Source organism: Agrobacterium sp. MS2, from assembly GCF_003261015.1.
Lineage (GTDB): Bacteria > Pseudomonadota > Alphaproteobacteria > Rhizobiales > Rhizobiaceae > Agrobacterium > Agrobacterium pusense.
Window position 1 is genome coordinate 212238 of sequence record NZ_QLNF01000007.1, and the last position, 22066, is coordinate 234303.

A 22066-nucleotide genomic window follows, 5' to 3' on the forward strand; every position below is an offset into this window, starting at 1 on the left:
CCAAATTGCGAGCGCATGATCTGCCTGCGCAGGGCTTACATGAACTCCCAGCTCCCGGAGGCTCCGGATCTGTCATCGCACGGATATCCGGGCCTCCTTCCTTTCCCCCGCTGCTTGGGCAGGGTCTTGCAGCCGTCCAGAACTAGAACGACCGTACAAAAGGCGGAAGTCCCGACACAGACATGTTGGCAGGCCTCTGGCCGGTCAGTCTTCGATAGGAAAGGCGAATCCGGCCTTCACGCGGTCCATGACGACCATTGTCTTGAACCCTTTAATGTCGTGGTTTTCATAAAAGAAGCGGCGGGTGAAGGCCTCGTAGTCCTCCATGTCCCTTGCCGTGATTACCAGAATGAAATCGGCATCACCGGTGACATAATAGCCGATCATGACTTCGCGCGTCGCACGGATCGCCGCCTTGAAGCGATCGACGATGTCCGCACGCTCCCGTTCCAGCGACACGAGGACGATCATGGTGATGCCCCGTCCCACGGCTTTGGGCGAGATGATCGCCACATCCGCCTCGATCACTCCCTCCTCCCGTAATCGCTTGAGCCGCCTCTGGCAGGCCGTCGGCGAGAGATTGACGATCCGCGCAAGCTCCTCCGACGTCAGACGGTTGTTCTTTTGCACGGCGTCAAGCAGCGCCCTGTCGGCTCGATCAATATTGGTCATGCAGAATTCCTGCGTACTTGGGTAAAAATTAGCATTATTTCTGCGTCAAGCAGGAAATAAATGCCGGAGATCGATCATGCAGCGACGCTAAGCTCCACGCAAATGAAAATGGAGCATATTCATGAAAGGTATTGCCAGCGCCGCGTTGAAGAACCTTCGCCGGCCCGATCTGATCGAGCATCGCGCCTTTTTGGGCGGGGTATGGGTGGAGCGCAGCGAGAGGCTGAGCGTTATCGACCCAGCAGGCGGCGGCCATCTCGTGGATGTGACCGCCTGCTCTCTCGATGATGTCGATTCCGCCATAGAGGCCGCCAGCGCAGCCTTCCTTCACTGGCGCGAGACGCTGCCGGTAGAACGCGGCGACATCCTGCGGAGCTGGGGCAGACTGATGCGCGACAATGCGCGCGATCTCGCCACTATCATCAGCGCCGAGCAGGGCAAGCCGCTGGAAGAATCGCAGGGGGAAATTTCCTACGCGGCCAATTTTCTCGACTGGTTCGCAAGCGAAGGCGAGCGATCCTATGGCGAGACAATACCGAGCCACCTGAAAGGTGGCAATCTCTCCGTACGGATGCAGCCGATCGGCGTAACGGCAGCGATCACGCCATGGAACTTCCCGTCAGCCATGATAGCCCGCAAGGCAGGAGCGGCCCTTGCCGCCGGTTGCACCATGATCGTCAAGCCGGCACCCGAAACTCCGCTCTCGGCGCTGGCTCTGGCAAAACTTGCGGAGGAGGCAGGCATGCCGGCCGGCGTATTGCAGGTACTGCCCGGTGAAGCCGCGCCTCTGGCGCGTCGTCTTCTGGAGCATACCGATGTGCGGGCGTTCTCCTTCACTGGCTCGACGGAGGTCGGGCGGCTGCTCCTTACCCAGTCGGCGGCAACCGTCAAGAAAGCGTCGCTGGAGCTGGGTGGTCATGCACCCTTCATCGTATTTGGGGATTCTGATCTTTCTCAAGCGGTGGCGGGGTGCATCAGCGCCAAATTCGCTACATCTGGCCAGGACTGCCTGGCGGCAAATCGCATCTATGTTCAGCGAGCGCTGTATGACCGCTTCATCGATCGGTTTGCCGACGCAACATCCAGACTGACCGTTGGCCACGGCCTTGAACCGGGCATCGACATTGGGCCAATGACACGGCCATCGGTCGCCGAAAAGTGCCGTCAGCAGATCGCACAGGCGCTCTCCGCTGGCGCGCGCCTCGTCTGCGGCGGGCAGGACAGTCCGCTCGGCGGCAATTTCGTAACGCCAACCGTGCTGGCTGATGTGACTGACGACATGCTGATCGCACGTGAGGAAACCTTCGGGCCTGTGGCCGCCATCCTTCCCTTCGATGACGAGAATGAGGTCGTCCGCCGCGCCAATGCAACCGAGATGGGACTTGCGGCCTATGTCTACACCAACGATCTGGGCCGGGCGATGCGCCTGACCGACCAGCTGGAATACGGCATGGTTGCCGTCAATACGCCGAAATTCACCGGTGCGCCAATTCCCTTCGGCGGCTGGAAACAATCCGGCCTCGGTCGCGAAGGCTCGCGCCACGGCCTGATGGAATATCTTGAACCCAAATATGTCTGCTTCGGCAATCTGGCTGCCTGAAAGGAACCCGCCTATGACCATCGACATCAAAAATATCGCGGAAATGGATCGAAATGCGGTTCTGCACCCCTTCACGCAGCTGAAGGACTTCGCCAGCGGCAAGCTCGGGGAACCGACCATCGTTGAAACCGGCAAGGGCATCCGCATTCAGGACGCCCACGGCAAGCAGTTGATCGATGGCTTTGCCGGTCTTTATTGCGTCAATGTCGGTTACGGTCGCACCGAGGTGGCGGAAGCCATTTCCCGTCAGGCCTATCGGCTCGCCTATTATCATTCCTACGCCGCCCACACGACGGACGAACTGGCGATCCTGTCCGACCGGCTGGTGAAGATGGCTCCCGGCAAGATGAGCAAGGTGTTCTACGGCATGTCCGGCTCGGACGCCAACGAGACCCAGGCCAAGCTCGTCTGGTATTACAACAATCTGCGCGGCAAGCCGGAGAAGAAGAAGATCATTTCCCGCGAGCGGGGATATCACGGCTGCAGCGTCGTTTCCGGTTCCATGACCGGCATGAGCTTTTATCATGACCACATGGACCTGCCGCGCGCTGGCGTGCTGCACACCGGCGTCCCACACCATTATTGGGGCGCTGAAGCCGGTGAAACCGAACTGGAATTCTCAAAACGGCGCGCCGACGAACTGGAAGAGCTCATTCTGCGCGAAGGCCCCGACACAATCGGTGCCTTTATTGCCGAACCGGTGCTCGGCACGGGGGGCATTACGCCGCCGCCGGAAGGCTACTGGCCGGCGATACAGGAGGTTCTGAGAAAATACGATGTCCTGCTGATCGCCGATGAGGTCATCACCGGCTTTGGTCGCACGGGCTCCATGTTCGGTTGCCAGCATTACGGTATCGAACCGGACCTCATCACCGTCGCCAAGGGTCTGACTTCGGCCTATTTCCCGCTCTCCGGCGCGATCGTAGGAGAGAAAGTCTACAAGGTGATGGAGGACGGCGCTGATCGCGTCGGCGCCTTCTCGCACGGCTACACCTATTCCGGACATCCCATCGGTGCGGCTGCGGCAAACGCCGTGCTTGATATCGTGGAAAAGGAAGACCTGCCGGGCAATGCACGGGCCGTCGGCAACTATTTTCAGGAGCAGTTGAAGGCAAGGTTCGCACAGCTTCCAATCGTCGGCGAGGTGCGTGGCGTGGGCCTGATGGGCGCCATCGAATTCGTGGCGGACCGGGAAAAGAAGACACGTTTTGCACCGGGTCTTGCGGTTGGTGCACGCGTTTCGAAGGCAGCACGCAATGGCGGCCTTATTGCGCGGGCCATGCCGCATGGCGATATTCTGGGCTTTGCACCGCCGCTCGTGACGACGAAGGCGGAGGTGGACGAGATCATCGCCATCGCCGAAGCCGCCGTCCGCAGCGTCATGGATGATCTGGTCCAGGCTGGCGAAAAAATCTGATCACCAGCCAGGCTTTTACCGGACCGGGAACTGCTCGTCTGGACAGCAGGGAGATGACGATTGCGCCTGTTTTGGATGCAATTGTCATCTACGCTGCATAAGGCTTCATCTTTTCACCGAACCGTGCATAATGTCATGAAATCATCTTCGTCTAAAACGAGACAATTTCATGCGCCGTCAAGCCAATCCGCTCAGCCTCGATCCGGTTCCCGCAACGAAACCGGTGGCATGGCGGCCAGTTCTCGCGAAGCAGAAGGGCGAAACGAAACATTCGGCACTGACCGAACGCATCATCGCCGATATCGACGCCGGCGTTCTGAAGCCGATGGACCGCATGCCGACCCATCGCGACCTCGCCCGTGAACTCGGCCTTTCCGTCCAGACCGTTAGCCTCTCCTACAAGGAGGCCGAGCGGCTCGGCTATCTCAGCGGCGAAATCGGCCGAGGCACCTTCGTGAAGACACGGGTGACGGACCGGGCGGGCCGCATGATGCTCGACCACAGCCCGACTGAGGTCCTCGATCTCTCCATTATCCGCGGCGTCTATCTCGACGAGCATGAAAACGCCTCACGCGCCATCCTTCGTGAATTGGCCGATGGTGACAATTCGGATTTCATGCGCCCCTGCAGGCCGGTGGCCGGCCTTGACAGCCATCGGGAAACCGCCCGAACCTGGCTCACCATGATGGGCGTGACCGCCGGTGCGGAGCGTATCCTCGTCACTAACGGCGCAGCCCACGGCATTTTCCTTGCCCTGAGCTGCATCATTCGATCGAACGACGTGGTTCTCTGCGAGAACCTCACGGACCACGGCATTATCGGCCTGTCGAACATCCTCGGTTTCAGTCTCAAGGGCCTGCCCACGGATGGCGAGGGCATATTGCCCGATGCCCTGGAGGCCGCGTGCGCAGCCGGTGGTGTGCGAGCGCTGGTACTCATTCCGACCCTCAACAATCCCACCGGACATGTATCGGGCCCGGCGCGACGGCAGGCGATCGCCGCGATCGCTGAACGCTATGGCATCTTTGTCATTGAAGACGAAGTCTATCGGCCGATCATCGAGGAGGATCTGCCATCCATCACTGTAATGCTGCCTGATCTCGGCTTTTTCGTCACCAGCTTCACCAAAGCGGTCCTGACGGGGCTGCGCGTCGGCTATCTTGTCGTGCCGCCGGCCTACTCCATCCGCGCCGCGTCCATCCTGCGGGTGTCGAGCTGGAGCGGAACCTATCTCACGGCCGAAATTGCGACGCGCTGGGTCGAAAACGGCACTGCCTTACGGCTACTGGATGTGCAGCGCGCCGAAGCGCGGGCGCGGCAGAAAATTGCCCTAGATATCTTAGGCCAGCATATCGCCTCGACCCATCCCCTTTCCCTCTGCGCTTGGCTGAAGGTCCCGACGCGCTGGACGGAGGACGGCCTGGTGCGCGCGCTGACGACCCAAAATGTCGCCGTGACCCCATCAGAACCATTCATAGCCGGTCCCGGCCACGGCGGCGGCATCCGCATATGCCTCGGCGGCCGCCTCAATCATGCAACCCTTATCAAAGCTCTGACCACGGTGCGGCAGACCTTCGAACAACTGCCGCCCGTCTACGATATCGGCTCGATCGGCTGAGGCTGTCGATCGAAAATCATTGAATCATTACAATATAATAATTGACATGATTTTACTTCGCTCACAACATGACAATCATGAAGAGCGAAAACCTGTCCATATCCGCCGAAAAAAGCCCGCTTCCGGTCTCGCTGGCCGCGATAGAGCAGGCGGCCGGGCGGCTTGCCGGACAGGTGGAGCGAACCCCGCTGGTCCGCTCGGACAATCTGTCCGAACGCTGTGGCCATCCCGTTCATCTGAAGCTTGAAACCCTTCAGCCTATTGGCGCCTTCAAACTGCGCGGCGCGATGAATGCCATATTCTCGCTTGACGATGAGGCGCGCAAACGGGGCCTCGTCACCGCCTCGACAGGCAATCATGGCCGGGCGGTGGCCTATGCGGCAGAGAAACTCGGTATTCCTGCCACGATCTGCATGTCGGAGCTGGTGCCGACAAACAAGGTGGAGGCAATCCGCGCGCTTGGCGCCGACATCCGGATCGTCGGCAGATCACAGGATGACGCGCAGGAGGAAGTGGAGCGCCTGACCAGAAGCCGTGGCCTGACCGCTATACCTCCGTTCGATCATAGCGACGTCGTGGCGGGCCAAGGCACGATTGGTCTCGAGGTTGTCGAGGACATGCCTGAACTGGCGACAATTCTCGTTCCCTTATCGGGCGGAGGCCTTGCGGGCGGTATCGCCGTTGCGGTGAAAGCGTTGAAGCCGAGGGCGCGGGTCGTCGGTATTTCCATGGAGCGGGGTGCGGCCATGCATGCGTCGGTTAAGGCCGGTCGCCCCGTCTCGGTCCAGGAGGAAGAAACGCTGGCGGATTCGCTCGGCGGCGGGATTGGACTGGCGAACCGTGTGACCTTTGCACTTTGCCAGGCATTGCTTGATGACATCGTGCTGGTTTCCGAAGACGAGATCGCAGCAGGCATCCGCCATGCGGCGCACGAGGAAGGCCTGACAGTCGAAGGCGCGGGCGCCGTTGGCTTCGCCGCCGTCCTGTCGGGCAAAGTCAACATCAGCGGCCCGACCGCGATCATCGTATCGGGCGAAAACATCGATCCGGCGCTCCACAAGACCATCATCGACAGGGGAGCCGCATGAGCCGCATCACCATCCTCACCGAAAAAGACCTGCGCGCCATCGTTAAGCTCGACCTTTCCGCGGTCAACTGCGTGGAGCAGGCGTTGGGCGCCCTTGCCACCAAAGCTGTCGCCATGCCGCCGATCCTCCGGCTCGATGTTCCCGAATTTCGCGGCGAAGTGGATGTTAAGACTGCCTATGTGCCGGGTTTCGACGGCTTTGCCATCAAGGTCAGCCCCGGCTTCTTCGACAATCCGACGCTTGGGCTACCGAGCCTCAATGGCCTGATGATCCTCTTCAGCGCGAGGACCGGCGTGGTGGAGGCCCTGCTTCTCGACAACGGTTATCTTACCGATGTGCGCACCGCTGCGGCCGGTGCAGTTGCGGCGCGGCACATGGCACGAAAGGACGCGTCCGTCGCAACGATTTTCGGGGCGGGCATGCAGGCGCGTCTGCAGCTCGAGGCTTTGACGCTGGTGCGGTCGATTAAAACTGCGAGGATCTGGGCACGAAACCATGACAAGGCTGAAAAGCTCGCTAGCGATTTTGCCAGGGAGCACGGCATCGAAGTTTCCGCCGTGGCTGATCCACAGGCAGCGGTGCGAAACGCTGACATCATCGTCACCACGACACCGGCCGAAAAGCCAATCCTGCGCGCCGACTGGCTGGAACAAGGCCAGCATCTGACCGCGATGGGATCGGATGCCGAACACAAGAACGAGATCGATCCGGCCGTATTCGCCAGAGTGCGCTATGTCGCGGACAGGCTTACGCAGACCCGCATTCTCGGCGAATTGCATCACGCGATTGCCGCGGGTTACGTCGAGCGGGATCAGTCCTTCGCCGAGCTTGGAGAGGTGATTGCCGGCAAGTCACAGGGCCGCCTCTCGAACGAAGACATCACCTTTGCCGATCTGACCGGAACCGGCGTGCAGGACACAGCCATCGCCAATCTCGCCTTTGCCCGCGCCAAAGACGCAGGCAGCGGCCAAATCATCGAAAACAGCGTAAAAATGGGAGACGCAGCGTGAGTGTAACGCTGAACTTTACGCGCGAGGAATATGCCGCGCGCCTGGCTAAAACCCGTAAAGCCATGGAAAGTGCCGGTATCGACCTGCTTGTCGTCACCGACCCGTCCAACATGCATTGGCTGACGGGTTATGACGGCTGGTCCTTCTACGTCCACCAATGTGTGCTCGTGCCGCCTGATGGTGAGCCGATCTGGTACGGTCGCAAACAGGATGCGAATGGAGCCAAGCGCACGGCATACCTCGCCCACGACAACATCATCGGCTATCCCGATCACTATGTTCAATCGACCGAGCGGCACCCGATGGACCTGTTGTCGCAGATCATCGAGGAACGGGGCTGGTCAGGCCTGACGGTCGGTGTCGAAATGGACAATTATTACTTCTCGGCAGCAGCTTTCGCATCACTGAACAAACATCTGCCAAACGCACGTTTCAAGGATGCCGCCGGCCTCGTGAACTGGCAGCGCGCTGTCAAAAGCCCGACCGAACTCGACTATATGCGCAAGGCGGGCAAGATCGTCGAACTGATGCACAAGCGTATCGTCGACGTCGTTGAACCGGGCATGCGCAAGTGCGATCTCGTGGCAGAGATATACGATGCCGGCATTCGGGGCACCGCAGAATTCGGCGGCGATTACCCCGCCATCGTGCCGCTCCTTCCTTCCGGTGCCGACGCTTCCGCCCCGCACCTGACATGGGACGACAAGCCGATGCGCTCAGACGAAGGTACCTTCTTCGAAATCGCCGGCGCGTACCGTCGTTATCATTGCCCGCTGTCACGCACGGTCTTTCTCGGCAAACCGACACAGGCATTCCTTGACGCAGAGAAAGCAACGCTCGAGGGCATGGAGGCCGGTCTTTCCGCAGCCAAGCCCGGCAATACCTGCGAAGACATCGCCAATGCCTTTTTTGCCGTGCTGAAAAAATACGGGATCATCAAGGACAACCGCACCGGCTATCCGATCGGACTTTCTTATCCGCCTGATTGGGGCGAGCGCACCATGAGCCTTCGCCCCGGCGACCGCACGGAGCTGAAACCCGGCATGACGTTCCATTTCATGACCGGCCTGTGGCTGGAAGACATGGGGCTCGAAATCACCGAGAGCATCGCGATTACCGACACCGGTGTTGAATGCCTTTCCAATGTACCGCGGCAACTCTTCGTGAAGGGCTGAGACGATGTTGAAGACCGCGCTTCGCCCCTCCCCGATCACGCCCTCCGTCGATTTTGACGCCAGGGGCGTGCAACACGGTCATCTGCGGTTGCCCTACAGCCGCGATGACAGTGCCTGGGGCTCGGTGATGATCCCGATCTGCGTTATCGCCAATGGTGAGGGGCCGACCGCCCTTTTGACCGGCGCCAATCACGGCGATGAGTATGAGGGGCCGGCGGCGCTTTTCGAACTCGCCCAGACGCTCGAGCCGGCCGAAGTGAAAGGCCGCATCATCATTGTCCCAGCGCTCAACTACCCGGCCTTTCGCGCAGGTACACGCACCTCACCCATCGACCGGGGAAACCTCAACCGCAGCTTTCCCGGTCGCCCTGATGGTACCGTGACGGAGAAGATTGCCGACTACGTCACCCGTCATCTGATACCGCTCGCGGATATCGTTCTCGATTTTCATTCCGGCGGCAGGACGCTTGATTTCCTGCCCTATGCAGCGGCGCACGAATTGCCCGACAAAACTCAGGAAAGCCGTTGCTTTGATGCCGTGGCCGCTTTTGCTGCCCCCTATTCGATGAAGATGCTGGAAATCGACGCCGTCGGCATGCTGGACACGACCGTCGAGGAAATGGGCAAGGTCTTTGTCACCACCGAACTCGGCGGCGCCGGCACGGCGAGCGCGAAATCGATCGATATCGCCCGCAGGGGCACCATCAATCTGCTGCGACATGCAGGCATATTGGCCGGTTCGCCCGTTGCCGCGCCAAGCCGTTGGCTGGATATGCCCTCCAGCGACTGCTTCACCTTTGCCGAAGACGACGGTCTCGTCGCCTTTGTCCGCGATCTGGGAGACGCGGTCACGGTTGGTGAGACAATCGCACGGGTTTATCCCATCGGGAAAACCGGCCTCGCACCGGTCGATTACCGCGCCTCCATGTCAGGGCTGCTTGCCGCGCGCCACGTACCCGGCCTCATCAAGGCTGGAGACTGCCTTTCCGTCATCGCCACGGTCACGGAGAATACCTAGCCACTAGAACACCGTGAGATCCGAAAACGGACCACGCAACCCAACCAGAGGAGTTAGAACATGAAGATCACCAAATTCGCCGGCCTTTCCGCCCTCGCCCTTACCATCGGCGTGACGTCAGCCAGCGCGCTCACCGTCGAAGAAGTCAAAAGCCAGGGCTACATTCGCGCCGCCACGGCTAATGAAGTGCCCTATTCCTACATGCAGCCGGATGGCACCTCCGCTGGCATCGGCCCGGATGTGGCCAATGCGGTTCTGAAGTCGATGGGCATCGAAGAGGTCAACTGGACGGTGACGCCCTTTGGCACGCTGATCCCCGGCCTCAAGGCCCGTCGCTTCGATTTTGCGGCCGCAGAACAGAATATCTCGCCCGAGCGCTGCAAACAGGTGGCCTTCACCGAGCCGAACTCATCCTATGGCGAAGGCCTGCTGGTGAAGAAAGGTAATCCGAAAAAGCTGACCACCTACGCCGATATCGCCAAGGACCCTTCGTTGAAGGTGGCCGTCGTGTCGGGCGCGAACAATGTCGACTTCCTGCGCGCCGTTGGCGTGAAGGAAGAACAGATCGTCTTCATCCCAGCCAATGCCGATGCCATCCCAACCGTGCAGAGCCGCGCCGACGCCTATGCGGCCACGGAGTTGACGGTTTCGGAACTCGCCAAGGGTCAGGCGAACGTCGAGCAGGTAAAGCCTTTCACCGATCCGGTCGTGAAGGATGCGCCGGTGCGCAACTACGGCGGTTTCGCTTTCCGCCCGGAAGACAAGGAGCTGCGTGACGCCTTCAACGCCGCGCTCGTCGAATTCCGCAAGACGGACGACTACAAGAAAATCCTCGCCAAATACGGTCTCTCCGAACAGAGTATCGCGGCAGCGGCCGAAAAGAAGGTCGCCGATCTCTGCGCCGGCAAATAATGCCAGCCGGCGCCCGGGCATAACCGGGCGCCGTTCCTCGGGAATTCGGGAAATCTCCAGATGGACATGACTGCCTATCTGCCGATGTTGTGGCAAGGCGCCGTCGTCACGATGACAATTACGCTCGCAGCGCTTGTTGTCGGTACGGTACTCGCTTTTTTCTTCGGCATTCTGCGCGTCGAGGGCGGACCGATCCTGTCGGCAATCGCGCTCTGTTATACGGAAGTGTTTCGCGGCACCTCGCTGCTGGTGCAGCTATTCTGGTTCTATTATGCGCTGCCGCTGGTCGGGTTGAGCTTCGATCCGATCACGACGGGGGTGCTGGTGCTTGCCGCCCATGCTGGCGGCTACGGCGCGGAAATCGTTCGCGGCGCGCTGTCCTCCGTCTCGGTGCAACAGCTGGAAGCCGCACGCGCGCTGAACTTCACACGCATGCAGACGCTTTTTCGCATTTCCTTGCCACAGGCGATCGTCGAAATGATGCCGGCTTTCGGGAATCTGGCCATCGAGACGCTGAAGCTTTCCTCGCTTGTCTCGTTGATCTCGATTGCCGATCTCACCTTCGCGGCACAGTCGATCCGCAACCTGACGCTGGACAGCGCCAGCATCTATTCGGTCACGCTGCTTTGTTATTTCGCGATGTCGCTGATCCTGATGGTCCTCATCCGGGCGATCGAACGCTTCGTGCGCCGTGGCAACGTCTTCCCGCGCACGCGCCATTCGTAAGGATATCTTCTCATGATGTATGGTTACGAATGGGACACGACCACCTGGCTTACCTACTCGACCTCCATCCTGCCCATCATCCTGATCGGTCTGACCGTGACGCTGAAGGCAGCCGCCGCCGGTTTTGCCATCGCACTGGTTCTGGGACTTGTCTTTGCGCTGCTGCGCCGCAGCCAGGTAAAGATGATTTCCTGGCCGACTGCGCTGGTGGTCGAATTCCTGCGCGATACGCCGCTTCTGGTGCAGCTGTTCTTTCTTTATTATGTGCTTCCGGATTTCGGCATCGTCTTGCCCGCTTTTCTGACCGGCGCGCTGGCGCTCGGCCTGCAATATGCGGCCTATACTTCCGAGGTCTATCGCGGCGGCATAGAGGCGATACACCATGGCCAATGGGAAGCGGCGACCGCGCTTAACCTGACGCGCATGCAAACCTATCGCGATATCATCATTCCCCAGGCCATTCCGCGCATCGTTCCAGCCATGGGCAACTATCTCGTTGCCATGATCAAGGAAACGCCGGTGCTATCGGTCGTCACGGTTCTTGAGATGATGGGGCTTGCCAACATGATCGGCGAACGCACCTTCGAATATCTGGTGCCGCTGACGCTTGTCGGCCTGATCTTCCTCCTTCTGACCATAATCTGCTCGGCAGGCCTCAGCCGCCTGCAAAGGGCGCTCCCAAAAGCAGGAATACCCTTGCGATGACCAACACCACCAATCAGCCACTGATCGAATTTTCGGATGTCACGAAACGCTTCGGCATTCTGACGGTGCTCGACCAGTTCAATTTCAGCGTGGCAAAGGGTGAAAAAGTCACCCTCATCGGCCCTTCCGGCTCCGGCAAGTCGACGGTCCTGCGCATTCTCATGACACTCGAACCCTTCCAGGAGGGAAAACTGACGCTGGCTGACATGTCCTATCATGAGCCGGGAGGCAAGGGCCCCTTCATGGCCTCGGAAAAACACCTGCGCCAGATCCGCAACCACGTCGGCATGGTTTTCCAGAGCTTCAATCTCTTTCCGCATATGACCGTGCTGCGCAACATCGTGGAGGCGCCGGTGCGTGTTCTGGGGATCGCCCGTGGAGAGGCTGAGGCGCGTGCGATCGAACTATTGAAAATGGTGGGGCTTGCGGACAAGAAAGATCATTATCCGGTTCAGCTTTCCGGCGGACAACAGCAGCGTGTCGCCATCGCCCGCTCGCTCGCCATGCGCCCGCGTGTATTGCTTTTCGATGAGCCGACCTCGGCGCTGGACCCGCAGCTGGTGGGCGAAGTGCTCTCCGTCATCCGCGATCTCGCGCATGAGCACGATCTGACGATGCTGCTTGTCACCCACGAAATGCGCTTTGCCCGTGAGGTATCGGACAGGGTCTGCTTCTTCGACAAGGGGCGCATCTGCGAACAGGGAAAGCCGGAGGAAATTTTTGGAGAGCCGAAAGAAGAGCGGACCCGCGAGTTTCTCTCTTCGGTTCTGCGGTAAACATGGTTGCCCATAAAAAGCCGACTACGAAAAGCGTCCGCGTTCTCGCACCGTGCCACCAACCGCTGCCATTCTTCACCACGTATCGTAACAGGCGCGCGCACCACCGGCCTTGGTGTGGATTGGCTTTTCCCAATCGATAATTTCACGCGGTTCGGGGATTTTGAATTCCCGTTACCCTGCGATCACGTCCAGATGCTTTCGGGCGTCAGGATTTCAAAAGGCACGATCCGCTGTTCGACGGAAGACGAATCCGCGTTCTCGATGCGTCGCAACATCACGTCAATCAATTGTTGTGGCATCCTGTCGAGGGGCAGTGGCAGCGAAGCGGTAATCAGCCCCTCATTCAAGCCCTTGCGCGTTTCCGGGCCGATATCGTTGCAGACGATCTTTATGCCGCGCTGTTTCTCCGCAGGCAGCTCCCTGAGCGCCCGCAAGACGCCCGATATGCCGCCGCCATTGACATATATCCCCCTGAGACCTGGTTCGGCAGCAATGATGTCCCGAATGACGGCATAGGCATTTTCCGGCTCTTCATGGGTCAGCAGTGTTTCCGCTACCTGCAGTTCCGGCGTGTTCTCGCGCATGTAGGAGCGAAAACTGGCATCTGAAACATCTTGGCACTGATAACGGTTACTGCCGATCAGGGGCACGACCACCCCCTCGCCTTTCACGGTCTGGCTGAGGAACCAGGCGGCCGTCCGGCCGCGTTTCCAGCTATCGGTTCCGACAAAACCCGCCCGGCTCGCCGCTGACAGATCGGACACATAGGTCACCACGGGAACACCTTTGCTCCGCAACTCATCAATGGCCTGGCTCACCAGCGGGTGATCGGCAGTCACAACCGCAATTGCGTTGCAGGACTGCCCCATCTTCAGGAGATTGGCGGAAACGGCCTCCGGTGAAAGATCGTCCTCAAAAACCACGTCCGGCTCGATGACGCTTTCCAGCCTCTGATGTGCGGCAGCGACGATCCCTTCTCCCCAAAGGCGGTAAAGCGGCCGGTGGGATTGCTGCAGCAGGAAGCCCAGCCTGTAATGTGGCAAGGCCTCGCGCCTTCGGTCCTTGATGGTGCCCAGACCATAAAACCCGATCTCCTGCGCCGCCTTGAGAATTTGGTTGATCGTATCCTGACGTACGGCGCTCGAACCGTGCAGCAGCCGGTTGACAGTGGAGATGCTGACGCCCGCGGCTCTCGCAAGATCGGCAATGGTGGGTCGATTCATGGCGCCCTCAATCGTATCATTGATGAATGACATGAAATGATACGAAATGCAACGCCAAATGAAATATAAACTCCATTTCCGCGAAAATGAAAGATATAAATCGGCCTGTCATTCAGGCCCATCGGGAGGAAGGGCGGGGAGGAAGCAATGGCATTTTTCAGGAAATCTTTCGCGATACGAACCGCGTCGCTTGTGATGGCGTCCATTGCCTTTGCGGCCATCCCCCCTCGCCATCCAGTCGAGACATAAGAAGGATCAAGATCGATGAAAATCGCCATCGACCCCCACATGCACCGTTTCACCAACCTCGATGAGCTGCCCGCCAAAGTTAAGGAGCTCGGTTACGACTGGATCGAACTCAGCCCGCGCGCCGATTTCCTCGAATGGTTCAAGGCGCCGCGCGTGTTTCCCGAACGTATCAGGTCCTTCAAGAAGGCTTTGAAAGAGGCCGATGTCGGCATCGCCGCGCTGCTGCCAATGTATCGCTGGGCCTCCAATGATGAAACCGAGCGGCAGGCAGCGGTCAAACACTGGAAACGCGCTATCGAGATCGCAATCGAACTTGAGGTCGACACGATGAACTCGGAGTTCGGCCGTGGACCGCATCCCGACAAGGGCTCATGTTATTGCTGCCATACGGGTTCGATGATCGAGGCCTGCGAGGATGCATGGTGGCGCTCGATGGAAGAGCTGGTACCGATCTTCGAGCGCGAAAACATCAGCCTGCATGTCGAGCCGCATCCGGAAGACTGGTGCGAAACGCTGCAGCCGGCGCTTGATATCATCCGCACGGTCAACTCCAGGAACGTCAAATTCCTCTATTGCGCGCCACACACCTTCTATTTCGGCGACGACACCAAGGCGATGCTTCGGGAAGCCAAGGACGTGCTGGCCCATGTGCATGTGGGCGACACCTTCAACCACAGGGCAAGTTCTGGGCTCCGCTACATTCTCAACCCGCCCGGTACACAGGCAAGGGTGCACCAGCACCTGAATATCGGTCAGGGCGAAGTGCCAACGCTCGCTGAAATCGGTTTCGACGGCATCATGACCTCCTGCGTCTTCGCCTGGGAAGACAGGGCGGATGAATCGAGCCGGTTCATGCGCACCAAGATGCAGGACTATATCGACCTCTATTTCAAGAAATAACGCGAAAAACCGGTGCCGGTGCCCAGGCAGAACCTGCTTCTGGCTACGCCATTCGAAACATCCGACGGAAAGACGATCGACATGATCAATGGAGAAAGACTGATTTCGCGACCGCTGCGCTGGGCCATGGTGGGCGGCGGCCGGACGGGACAGGTAGGATACAAGCACCGCACCGGCGCTCTGCGCGATGGCAATTACCAGCTCGTCGCCGGCGCCTTCGACCTGGATGCCGAAATGGGCCGCGATTTCGGCGTCAATCTCGGCGTGGCGGCGGAACGCTGCTACCCGGATTACAGGGCTCTGATAGCTGGCGAAACCGCGCGCAAAGACGGTATCGACGTCGTCTCCATCGCCACCCCCAACTTTACCCATTACGAGATCACCAAGGCCTGCCTTGAAGCCGGGCTGCACGTCATCTGCGAAAAACCGTTATTCTTCACCGTTGCAGAATGTGACGAGGTGGCGCGGCTGGCCGAACAGAAGGGACTGATCGTCGGCGTCACCTATGGCTATACCGGCCATCCGCTGGTGCACCAGATGGCGGCCATGGTCAAAAAGGGGATGCTGGGCGATATCCGCATCGTCGATCTGCAATATACCCACGGCTTCAATGCCGGCGACGATGTGGGCGCAGGCGAGGCCGTCAAATGGCGCACCAATCCCCGTACCGCTGGCCCGACCTTCGTGCTCGGCGATATCGGTACGCATCTCTATTATCTCTCGGAAATCGTGCTGCCGCACATGAAGGTGGAACGACTGCTTTGCGACCGGAAGGCCTTCATCCCGACGCGGGCGCCGCTGGAGGACCATGCGACGGTTCTCATGCATTATGATAATGGCGCACGCGGGCGTCTGTGGGTTTCTTCCGTCAATGCCGGCAATATGGGGTCGCAGCGTTACCGCTTCATCGGTTCCAGGGCGTCGCTTGAATGGTCCGATTCGCGTCCCGATCAGCTGATCTATCAGGTTCAGGGCGAGCCGGAGCGTATCCTGCATCACGGCATGCCGTATCTGGAAGAGGAGAGCCTTGCTATCGATCGTATGGGCGCGCTGCACACCGAAGGTCTCGGTGATAGCTGGTCGAACATTTACCTCTGGATCGCCCAGGCAATCGATGCGGCCAATCGCGGTGACAGGGCCTTTCTCAAGACCCATCACTATCCCGGCATCACAGCCGGCACAGAAGGCGTTCGCTGGCTGGAAAACTGCGTTCGTTCGGCCGATGCCGGTGCCACCTGGGTCGATTTCGCATAATGGATTTACGGGCATTCCGGATCAATCCTCCTCCGGCTGGGTCAGCCTTCAAGTGAGGATTTCATCATATTCACCAAGCGGACAGCCGGCCCTCCATCGTTGCCCTGCAAGCCGCCATCAACCGATGAGACGTTGCACCCGGCTAGAGAACAGGCCGATGCCGCTGCCGCCATGAGGATCAAATGACCAACCCAATCACCATCACCACCGCTCCCTGCTGCTGGGGCGTCGACGACGTCAAGAACCCGCATCTTCCCCATTGGGAAAGGGTGCTGGACGAAGCGAAAGCAGCCGGTTTCGGCGGTCTGGAACTCGGCCCCTACGGTTATCTGCCGCTCGACCTCAGGCGCGTTTCGCAGGCGCTGGATGAACGAGGCCTCAAGATCGTCGCCGGCACCATCTTCGACGATCTGGTCTCACCCGGAAATCGCGACAATCTGCTACGCCAAACTGAGGAGATCTGCGCGCTGATAACGCGCCTGCCAAAGCCGGAAACCCATGCGGGCCAACGTTTTTCCGCCCCCTATCTGACGGTGATGGACTGGGGCCATGACGAGCGTGATTATGCCGCCGGACATTCTGACCGCGCGCCACGTCTCGATAAAACCGCCTGGCGGGGCATGGTGGAGAACATCCGGGCCATCGCAACGCTCGCCCGGGACAAATATGGCGTGCGCGCCACCTTACATCCCCATGCCGGCGGCTACATCGAGTTTGCCGATGAGTTGCAGCAGATCGTTGAGGACATTCCCGCAGATCTTGCGGGTTTCTGCCTCGATACCGGCCATATGGCCTATTCCGGCATGGACCCCGTCGCCACGTTGCGCCGCTATTGGGATCGCGTCGACTACATTCATTTCAAGGATATCGACGCCGCGGTCTTTCAAGAAGTGATGGCGGAGCGCATCCGCTTCTTCGAGGCCTGCGCCAAGGGCGTGATGTGTCCGATAGGCCGCGGCTCGATTGACTATCCAGCCATCCGCAGCCTCCTGACCGAACTTGGTTATGGCGGCTATATCACCATCGAACAGGAACGCGACCCGCGTAATACTGGCAGCATTCTCGATGATCTGGCAGCCAGCAGGGCATTTCTTGCAAAAAGCGGCTTCTGAACCCGAAGGGCGCGGCCAGCGGCCGCGTCTCCCGTTTTCATACCATGGCTGCCTCAATCTTCAACGATCGTTCGATCATATGCGAGAGCTTTTGAAGCGAGACACTATTCCCGCAACGCCAATATCGCGACGCCATGAAAGGCCGGGGCTAACTGACGGCAGAGCCGGCTCTGCGAACTAAACCTCGACAGGCTCGCGGACATCATCCAGCAGAAAGTGCACGATCACATAAGGCGTGGTATATTTTTGACCGCTATCCGATACGCTTTCGACACTGCCGCCATCGGAGGGATGCCACTTCTGGTAATGGGGATTATTGGCGATCAGCGTAATGGCCTTGCCCGCAAACCTGCCGTTCAACCGATAGCGAGCCTCGGCAAGCGGCCAAATTTTCTCGAAGTCCTGCTGGCTGATACGAACTTTCAAGGCTTTCCTGGAAATGGTTTTTCCCGGCGATCCATCCTCATGTGCCACCGGTGGAATATGCAATTCGACCTCTTCCGCATCGTCCAGCAGAAAGGCAAATTCATCTGGCCACATCCGTCTCACGTATCGCTCCTCCCAAAGCTTTGCGCCCCACAGCACTCCCATGATAGCGCCTCAGCCGCTACAGGCAATGGCAGAGATTTGTTGTTGCGAACAGACGGAAGCCCGGGATGCAACAGAAACCATACTCATGGCTCTGCAATTGAACGCAGGACCCGGTCCAACGAGACGATATTACTTGCTACAAGCCGCATAAGCTATCCGTCTCAGACCGGCTCGCGCTTCAAAGAAAGCCCCGGAGCGCCAAAGGGGTTTACATGACCGCATCACCCGTCTGGATGTCAGCTGACTGCTCATACGCCAGTGCAAATTCAAGGGTTGCCCGGTCACTGCGTGGTGGTCCCACCAGCTGTATACCAGTCGGCAACCCGTTAACCCCGAATCCCGCGGGAACGGCCGCCACGGGAAGTCCAGCCAGCGTGGGACCGATCACGACCTCCATCCAGCGATGATAGGTGTCCATGGCTTTTCCGTCGATTTCGGTCGGCCACGAGAGATCGATATCGAAAGGGAATACCTGTGCACTCGGCATCAAAATAAAATCGTACCGTTCAAACAATCTGCAGAGATACTGGTACCAGGCTGTCCGGACGACGGACGCATTAAAGATATCGGCGGCACTGCACGAAAGCGCGATGTCGAATTCAAACATCTGTTGCCGATTGAGAAGCGACCGTGTTTCCGGCTGGTCATAAAAGGCGCGCAGGCCGTGGGTCACGCTGAAGCTACGCAATGTCATCCACGCTTCCCAGAGTTTCGGCAGTTCGAAATCCGGCACGAGTTCATCGATATCGCAGCCCATGTTCGCCAGGACGGCGAGAGCCTTGCAATCAACATCTAGAACCCCGGGCTCAAAGGGAAGATATCCACCGAAATCACCAAACCAGGCGACTTTCATTCCCTGTGTCGTTGCAGGACCTCGGATTGCGAGACTTTCGTCCGCCAGGGATAGCGGGTCGCGCCGGTCATAACCTGCCTGCGTTGCGAGAAGCAAAGCGACGTCCTCCACCGTCTTGCCCATGGGGCCTGAAGTGGCAAGCTGGCCAAGGAAAAGCTCGTTCCCTTTTGTGCCTGGAACCCTCCCAAAACTCGGCCGGAAGCCGACAACGTTGTTGAAGGCGGCAGGATTGCGCAGTGAGCCCATCATATCAGAGCCATCTGCGACCGGCAGCATCCGGCAGGCGAGCGCCGCCGCCGCGCCACCGGAAGAACCGCCGGCGCTTCTGGTCCTGTCATAGGGGTTTCGGGTTGGACCATGGACAGGGTTGGTCGTATGGGACCCAAGGCCAAATTCGGGCGTGTTGGTCTTGCCAATGAAAATCGCGCCGGCGGCGCGAACACGTTCCACATGGAGACTGTCGGCGGTGGAAACAAAATTGTCAAAGAGCGGCGACCCCCAGGAGCACGGCAGGCCCCGAACTTCGGAGAGATCTTTTACCGCCTGGGGGAACCCGTGCATCCATCCGCGCGAGCGACCCCCCTCAAGTTCCCGGTCACAGGCGCGCGCCTCCTCCAGCAACTCTGTGCTTGGTCGACGAAAGACGATCGCATTCACGGCCGGATTGAGACTGTCGATGCGATCGAGATAGGCTTCCATCACCGAGAGGCAGGAAACCTGCCGCAGGTGGATTGCCCTGGAAAGCGCGGCTGCGGAGAGCCGGGTGATGTCGCCTGTCATTACTCTGTCCTCAATCCAGCGTCGCCAGAAGACCGGCCATCAGCCTGCCGCGATCAATCAGGCTGTCAATTTCGATGTGCTCTTCGAGGGTGTGATAACCTGCGCCACGCAGCCCCAAGCCACAGAGCGTGGCAATGCCGAGCGCGCCCGTAAAATTGCCGTCGGAACCGCCGCCTGAACTGCCGTGGGGAAGGCAAACCCCAAGACTGTCGGCAAGCAAACGAGCCTTTTCGTAAAGCGCCATGGTTTCCGGACGGTCCGGTGGCCAGACGGGTCTGGTGACGCCGCAGGTGACCGAGAACTCCACCTCGTTTTCCACCCCTGACAAATTGAGCATTCGGGCGACACCGGACGCGAGATCGTCATCGGTTTTCGCCATGGACAGCGCCTCGGCCGTGCACAGCGAAGAGACACAATTGACCCATTGCCCGCCATGCATGACGCCAACGGAAAAAGTGCAGTCGTCGTCGCTCATTGCATCTATTTCAATCACCCTGCGGGCCATTTCGCGAATTGCAGACCGCCCGGATTTCGGCGAAACGCCGGCATGCGAGGGTCTGCCGCGGGCCACCAGGTTGTAGCGGGCGATGGCATAGCGACCGGTGACCACCCCGTTCTCCTCCCGTGCCGGTTCGGGAACCAGCACGTATTTGTTGCGCCGGGCCTCAGCCTCGATCAGGTCCCGCGTCGAGGGTGTGCCGATCTCTTCGTCGGGGGTCAGCAAGACGGTGACCGGCAGGCGGGTGCCGATACCCGTGTTCAGAAGCTGCCTCATTGCCTCGAAGACCAGAAAGTTGCCACCCTTCATGTCGAGTATGCCCGGGCCGTAGGCACGTGTATCCTCGATACTAAACGGGAGTTCTTTCAGCGTGCCAACCGGATGAACCGTATCGAGATGACCGGAGACGAGAATTCCGGGCGTGTCGCGGGTGTCGCCAAAATGTGCACGAAGGCTGCCGCCAAGTCCCATACGGCCGGGGATTCGTTCTATTGTGCCACCGATTGTTGCGAAATCGGTGGCAGCAAGATCCATCATGCGATCTACGGCTGCAGCATCGAATGTCGGGCTTTCGCATTCTATCCAGGGCCTGAGACGCTTCAGCATGGCGTCTGTATCAAGGGGAAGTTTGGTGAAATCCATAATAGGGGGCTCGTTTCATCGTGACAGGACGCCCGCGCTCAAGGGAGGGGGCAATCCCGATCTTGTGGCAGGGCATGGGCGTCAGGCGGCCAGACGTTTTTCGACGACACGCGCCAGAAGGCTCGCACCAACCGGCAGAATATTGTCATCCAGAACAAAGCCCGGATTGTGCAGCTGTACCGATCCGGCATGGCCAACGGTGCAGTAGACGCCGGGCACCTTGTAGAGCATATCGGCAAAGTCCTCGCTGCCCATGACAGGCTCGTCCTTCGTATAGACAAGGTCTGCACCCACGATGTCGCGGGCGGCATCAGCGAAGCCCTCTACAAGTTCTTCCGTATTGATGAGGACGTCGAAAACATTGCGAATGTCTGTTACAATTTCGACTTCGAAAGACGCGGCAAGGCCGGCTGCGATGGTGCGCATACGCTCACGGATCTGTTCGTTCACCTCGCGATCGAGATAACGCACGGTGCCGGAGACTGTCGCCTCTTCCGGAACGACATTATAGGCGGAGCCGGCATGAATCTGCGTGACCGACACCACGGCTGACCGAAGTGGAGAAATGTTGCGCGACACGATCGATTGCAGAGCCGAGACCAGGTGAGTTGCGACAATGACGGGATCCTTCGACCCTTCGGGACGCGCACCGTGGCTGCCGCGTCCCTTGATGTGAAAATCGAAGAAATCAGCGCCGGCCATTGCGGTGCCCGGCTTGATGCCGATCTTGTTCGGCTCCTCGTTCGGCATATTGTGCAACCCGTAGAGCTCGTCACAGGGGAAACGTTCAAACAGGCCGTCTGCAAGCATGGCGCGAGCCCCTCCGCAGCCTTCTTCGCCGGGCTGAAAAATGAATACGGCCGTGCCGGCAAAATTGCGGGTTTCGGCGAGGTATCGCGCGGCACCAAGTAACATGGTCGTGTGACCGTCATGGCCGCAGCCGTGGAAGCGGTTCGCGATTTTCGACGAGTAAGGCAGGTTGGTACGCTCCTCCATCGGCAGCGCGTCCATGTCGGCACGCAGGCCGATGGTACGCCCCCTCCCCTTAGCCCCCTTCAAAACGCCGACAACGCCGGTCTTGCCGATGCCGCGATGCACCTCGATGCCGTAGCTCACCAGCTTGTCGGCAACGATGGCGGAAGTTCGTATCTCCTCAAAACCGATTTCCGGATGAGCGTGAATGTCACGGCGAAGGGCAGTCATTTCATCGTGCCAGGCGGCAATTTTCTCGATAACGGGCATT

General features: G+C 59.3%; 21 protein-coding genes. 14 read left to right on the forward strand and 7 right to left on the reverse strand.

Annotation, left to right across the window (positions count from 1 at the left end; translation table 11 throughout):
• Positions 1-204: 204 nt before the first annotated feature.
• Positions 205-672, reverse strand: coding sequence for an Lrp/AsnC family transcriptional regulator (locus tag DOU54_RS02655; RefSeq protein ID WP_113730472.1), 468 nt, complete (start codon positions 670-672; stop codon positions 205-207).
• Between the two features lie 121 nt (positions 673-793).
• Here DOU54_RS02655 and DOU54_RS02660 point away from each other — a divergent pair, with 121 nt between their 5' ends.
• The 11 genes from DOU54_RS02660 (at position 794) to ehuA (ending at position 12717) form a co-directional block, all read left to right on the forward strand.
• A complete protein-coding gene (locus DOU54_RS02660) occupies positions 794-2272 on the forward strand; it encodes an NAD-dependent succinate-semialdehyde dehydrogenase (RefSeq protein WP_113730474.1) in 1479 nt (492 codons plus the stop codon).
• A 13-nt stretch (positions 2273-2285) separates the two neighbouring features.
• On the forward strand, positions 2286-3689 hold the full coding sequence (locus tag DOU54_RS02665; protein WP_113730475.1) for an aspartate aminotransferase family protein: 1404 nt from the start codon (positions 2286-2288) through the stop codon (positions 3687-3689).
• 169 nt (positions 3690-3858) lie between these two features.
• Positions 3859-5307, forward strand: coding sequence for a MocR-like ectoine utilization transcription factor EhuR (ehuR, locus tag DOU54_RS02670; protein ID WP_113730477.1), 1449 nt, complete (start codon positions 3859-3861; stop codon positions 5305-5307).
• A gap of 68 nt (positions 5308-5375) precedes the next feature.
• A complete protein-coding gene (gene eutB / locus DOU54_RS02675) occupies positions 5376-6395 on the forward strand; it encodes a hydroxyectoine utilization dehydratase EutB (protein ID WP_193603285.1) in 1020 nt (339 codons plus the stop codon).
• Positions 6392-7405, forward strand: a complete 1014-nt coding sequence (gene eutC, locus DOU54_RS02680) for an ectoine utilization protein EutC (protein ID WP_113730478.1) — start codon at positions 6392-6394, stop codon at positions 7403-7405. Before eutB ends, eutC begins: the two co-directional genes overlap by 4 nt.
• On the forward strand, positions 7402-8580 hold the full coding sequence (gene doeA / locus DOU54_RS02685) for an ectoine hydrolase DoeA (protein WP_113380679.1): 1179 nt from the start codon (positions 7402-7404) through the stop codon (positions 8578-8580). The genes eutC and doeA overlap by 4 nt, the downstream gene beginning before the upstream one ends.
• Positions 8581-8584: 4 nt before the next feature.
• Entirely contained in the window at positions 8585-9598 is a 1014-nt protein-coding gene (doeB, locus tag DOU54_RS02690) for a N(2)-acetyl-L-2,4-diaminobutanoate deacetylase DoeB (protein ID WP_044459527.1), read from the forward strand.
• Positions 9599-9658: 60 nt separating this feature from the next.
• Positions 9659-10510 (forward strand): ectoine/hydroxyectoine ABC transporter substrate-binding protein EhuB, encoded by an 852-nt coding sequence (gene ehuB / locus DOU54_RS02695; protein WP_004437452.1) that lies wholly within the window; start codon positions 9659-9661, stop codon positions 10508-10510.
• Positions 10511-10570: 60 nt separating this feature from the next.
• Positions 10571-11236 (forward strand): ectoine/hydroxyectoine ABC transporter permease subunit EhuC, encoded by a 666-nt coding sequence (gene ehuC / locus DOU54_RS02700; RefSeq protein WP_113344259.1) that lies wholly within the window; start codon positions 10571-10573, stop codon positions 11234-11236.
• Between the two features lie 12 nt (positions 11237-11248).
• On the forward strand, positions 11249-11941 hold the full coding sequence (gene ehuD / locus DOU54_RS02705) for an ectoine/hydroxyectoine ABC transporter permease subunit EhuD (RefSeq protein WP_113730480.1): 693 nt from the start codon (positions 11249-11251) through the stop codon (positions 11939-11941).
• Positions 11938-12717 carry an ectoine/hydroxyectoine ABC transporter ATP-binding protein EhuA gene (gene ehuA / locus DOU54_RS02710; RefSeq protein ID WP_006699965.1) on the forward strand — a complete coding sequence of 260 codons (780 nt, stop codon included), beginning with the start codon at positions 11938-11940 and terminating at the stop codon, positions 12715-12717. The genes ehuD and ehuA overlap by 4 nt, the downstream gene beginning before the upstream one ends.
• 185 nt (positions 12718-12902) lie before the next feature.
• Here the strand turns inward: ehuA and DOU54_RS02715 are convergent, their stop codons facing one another.
• Together DOU54_RS02715 and DOU54_RS02720 are read right to left on the reverse strand one after the other, a co-directional pair.
• Positions 12903-13943, reverse strand: coding sequence for a LacI family DNA-binding transcriptional regulator (locus DOU54_RS02715; RefSeq protein ID WP_113730481.1), 1041 nt, complete (start codon positions 13941-13943; stop codon positions 12903-12905).
• Complete coding sequence (locus DOU54_RS02720; protein WP_146617324.1) at positions 13940-14221, reverse strand: hypothetical protein; 282 nt, start codon at positions 14219-14221, stop codon at positions 13940-13942. The genes DOU54_RS02715 and DOU54_RS02720 overlap by 4 nt, the downstream gene beginning before the upstream one ends.
• Here DOU54_RS02720 and DOU54_RS02725 point away from each other — a divergent pair.
• The 3 genes from DOU54_RS02725 (at position 14208) to DOU54_RS02735 (ending at position 17458) form a co-directional block, all read left to right on the forward strand.
• On the forward strand, positions 14208-15092 hold the full coding sequence (locus tag DOU54_RS02725) for a sugar phosphate isomerase/epimerase family protein (protein WP_113730485.1): 885 nt from the start codon (positions 14208-14210) through the stop codon (positions 15090-15092). The two genes, DOU54_RS02720 and DOU54_RS02725, sit on opposite strands and share 14 nt — an antisense overlap.
• A gap of 81 nt (positions 15093-15173) precedes the next feature.
• Positions 15174-16346 (forward strand): Gfo/Idh/MocA family protein, encoded by a 1173-nt coding sequence (locus tag DOU54_RS02730; RefSeq protein ID WP_112766011.1) that lies wholly within the window; start codon positions 15174-15176, stop codon positions 16344-16346.
• Between the two features lie 182 nt (positions 16347-16528).
• Positions 16529-17458 carry a sugar phosphate isomerase/epimerase family protein gene (locus tag DOU54_RS02735; protein ID WP_037090496.1) on the forward strand — a complete coding sequence of 310 codons (930 nt, stop codon included), beginning with the start codon at positions 16529-16531 and terminating at the stop codon, positions 17456-17458.
• Positions 17459-17635: 177 nt separating this feature from the next.
• On the opposite strand, the gene DOU54_RS02740 is transcribed toward DOU54_RS02735, so the two are convergent.
• The 4 genes from DOU54_RS02740 to DOU54_RS02755 form a co-directional block, all read right to left on the reverse strand.
• Positions 17636-17998, reverse strand: coding sequence for a hypothetical protein (locus tag DOU54_RS02740; protein WP_112765989.1), 363 nt, complete (start codon positions 17996-17998; stop codon positions 17636-17638).
• A 259-nt stretch (positions 17999-18257) separates the two neighbouring features.
• Positions 18258-19682 carry an amidase gene (locus DOU54_RS02745; protein ID WP_113730487.1) on the reverse strand — a complete coding sequence of 475 codons (1425 nt, stop codon included), beginning with the start codon at positions 19680-19682 and terminating at the stop codon, positions 18258-18260.
• A gap of 10 nt (positions 19683-19692) precedes the next feature.
• Positions 19693-20823 carry a M20/M25/M40 family metallo-hydrolase gene (locus DOU54_RS02750; protein WP_113730489.1) on the reverse strand — a complete coding sequence of 377 codons (1131 nt, stop codon included), beginning with the start codon at positions 20821-20823 and terminating at the stop codon, positions 19693-19695.
• An 81-nt stretch (positions 20824-20904) separates the two neighbouring features.
• The gene (locus tag DOU54_RS02755) at positions 20905-22065 is read right to left on the reverse strand and encodes a M20 aminoacylase family protein (protein WP_035207445.1); all 1161 of its coding nucleotides are present in this window, start codon (positions 22063-22065) and stop codon (positions 20905-20907) included.
• Position 22066 lies beyond the last annotated feature (1 nt).

What these genes read in the sequence shown, in the direction of transcription:
- eutB (WP_193603285.1), top strand. Translation starts at nt 5,376, where the DNA reads ATGACAATCATGAAGAGCGAAAACCTGTCCATATCCGCCGAAAAAAGC.
- DOU54_RS02665 (WP_113730475.1), top strand. Translation starts at nt 2,286, where the DNA reads ATGACCATCGACATCAAAAATATCGCGGAAATGGATCGAAATGCGGTT.
- ehuR (WP_113730477.1), top strand. Translation starts at nt 3,859, where the DNA reads ATGCGCCGTCAAGCCAATCCGCTCAGCCTCGATCCGGTTCCCGCAACG.
- eutC (WP_113730478.1), top strand. Translation starts at nt 6,392, where the DNA reads ATGAGCCGCATCACCATCCTCACCGAAAAAGACCTGCGCGCCATCGTT.
- DOU54_RS02720 (WP_146617324.1), bottom strand. Translation starts at nt 14,221, where the DNA reads ATGGCGATTTTCATCGATCTTGATCCTTCTTATGTCTCGACTGGATGG.
- doeB (WP_044459527.1), top strand. Translation starts at nt 8,585, where the DNA reads ATGTTGAAGACCGCGCTTCGCCCCTCCCCGATCACGCCCTCCGTCGAT.
- DOU54_RS02660 (WP_113730474.1), top strand. Translation starts at nt 794, where the DNA reads ATGAAAGGTATTGCCAGCGCCGCGTTGAAGAACCTTCGCCGGCCCGAT.
- ehuC (WP_113344259.1), top strand. Translation starts at nt 10,571, where the DNA reads ATGGACATGACTGCCTATCTGCCGATGTTGTGGCAAGGCGCCGTCGTC.
- DOU54_RS02745 (WP_113730487.1), bottom strand. Translation starts at nt 19,682, where the DNA reads ATGACAGGCGACATCACCCGGCTCTCCGCAGCCGCGCTTTCCAGGGCA.
- DOU54_RS02750 (WP_113730489.1), bottom strand. Translation starts at nt 20,823, where the DNA reads ATGGATTTCACCAAACTTCCCCTTGATACAGACGCCATGCTGAAGCGT.
- DOU54_RS02735 (WP_037090496.1), top strand. Translation starts at nt 16,529, where the DNA reads ATGACCAACCCAATCACCATCACCACCGCTCCCTGCTGCTGGGGCGTC.
- ehuD (WP_113730480.1), top strand. Translation starts at nt 11,249, where the DNA reads ATGATGTATGGTTACGAATGGGACACGACCACCTGGCTTACCTACTCG.
- ehuB (WP_004437452.1), top strand. Translation starts at nt 9,659, where the DNA reads ATGAAGATCACCAAATTCGCCGGCCTTTCCGCCCTCGCCCTTACCATC.
- DOU54_RS02755 (WP_035207445.1), bottom strand. Translation starts at nt 22,065, where the DNA reads ATGCCCGTTATCGAGAAAATTGCCGCCTGGCACGATGAAATGACTGCC.
- DOU54_RS02715 (WP_113730481.1), bottom strand. Translation starts at nt 13,943, where the DNA reads ATGAATCGACCCACCATTGCCGATCTTGCGAGAGCCGCGGGCGTCAGC.
- DOU54_RS02655 (WP_113730472.1), bottom strand. Translation starts at nt 672, where the DNA reads ATGACCAATATTGATCGAGCCGACAGGGCGCTGCTTGACGCCGTGCAA.
- DOU54_RS02730 (WP_112766011.1), top strand. Translation starts at nt 15,174, where the DNA reads ATGATCAATGGAGAAAGACTGATTTCGCGACCGCTGCGCTGGGCCATG.
- DOU54_RS02740 (WP_112765989.1), bottom strand. Translation starts at nt 17,998, where the DNA reads ATGTGGCCAGATGAATTTGCCTTTCTGCTGGACGATGCGGAAGAGGTC.
- DOU54_RS02725 (WP_113730485.1), top strand. Translation starts at nt 14,208, where the DNA reads ATGAAAATCGCCATCGACCCCCACATGCACCGTTTCACCAACCTCGAT.
- ehuA (WP_006699965.1), top strand. Translation starts at nt 11,938, where the DNA reads ATGACCAACACCACCAATCAGCCACTGATCGAATTTTCGGATGTCACG.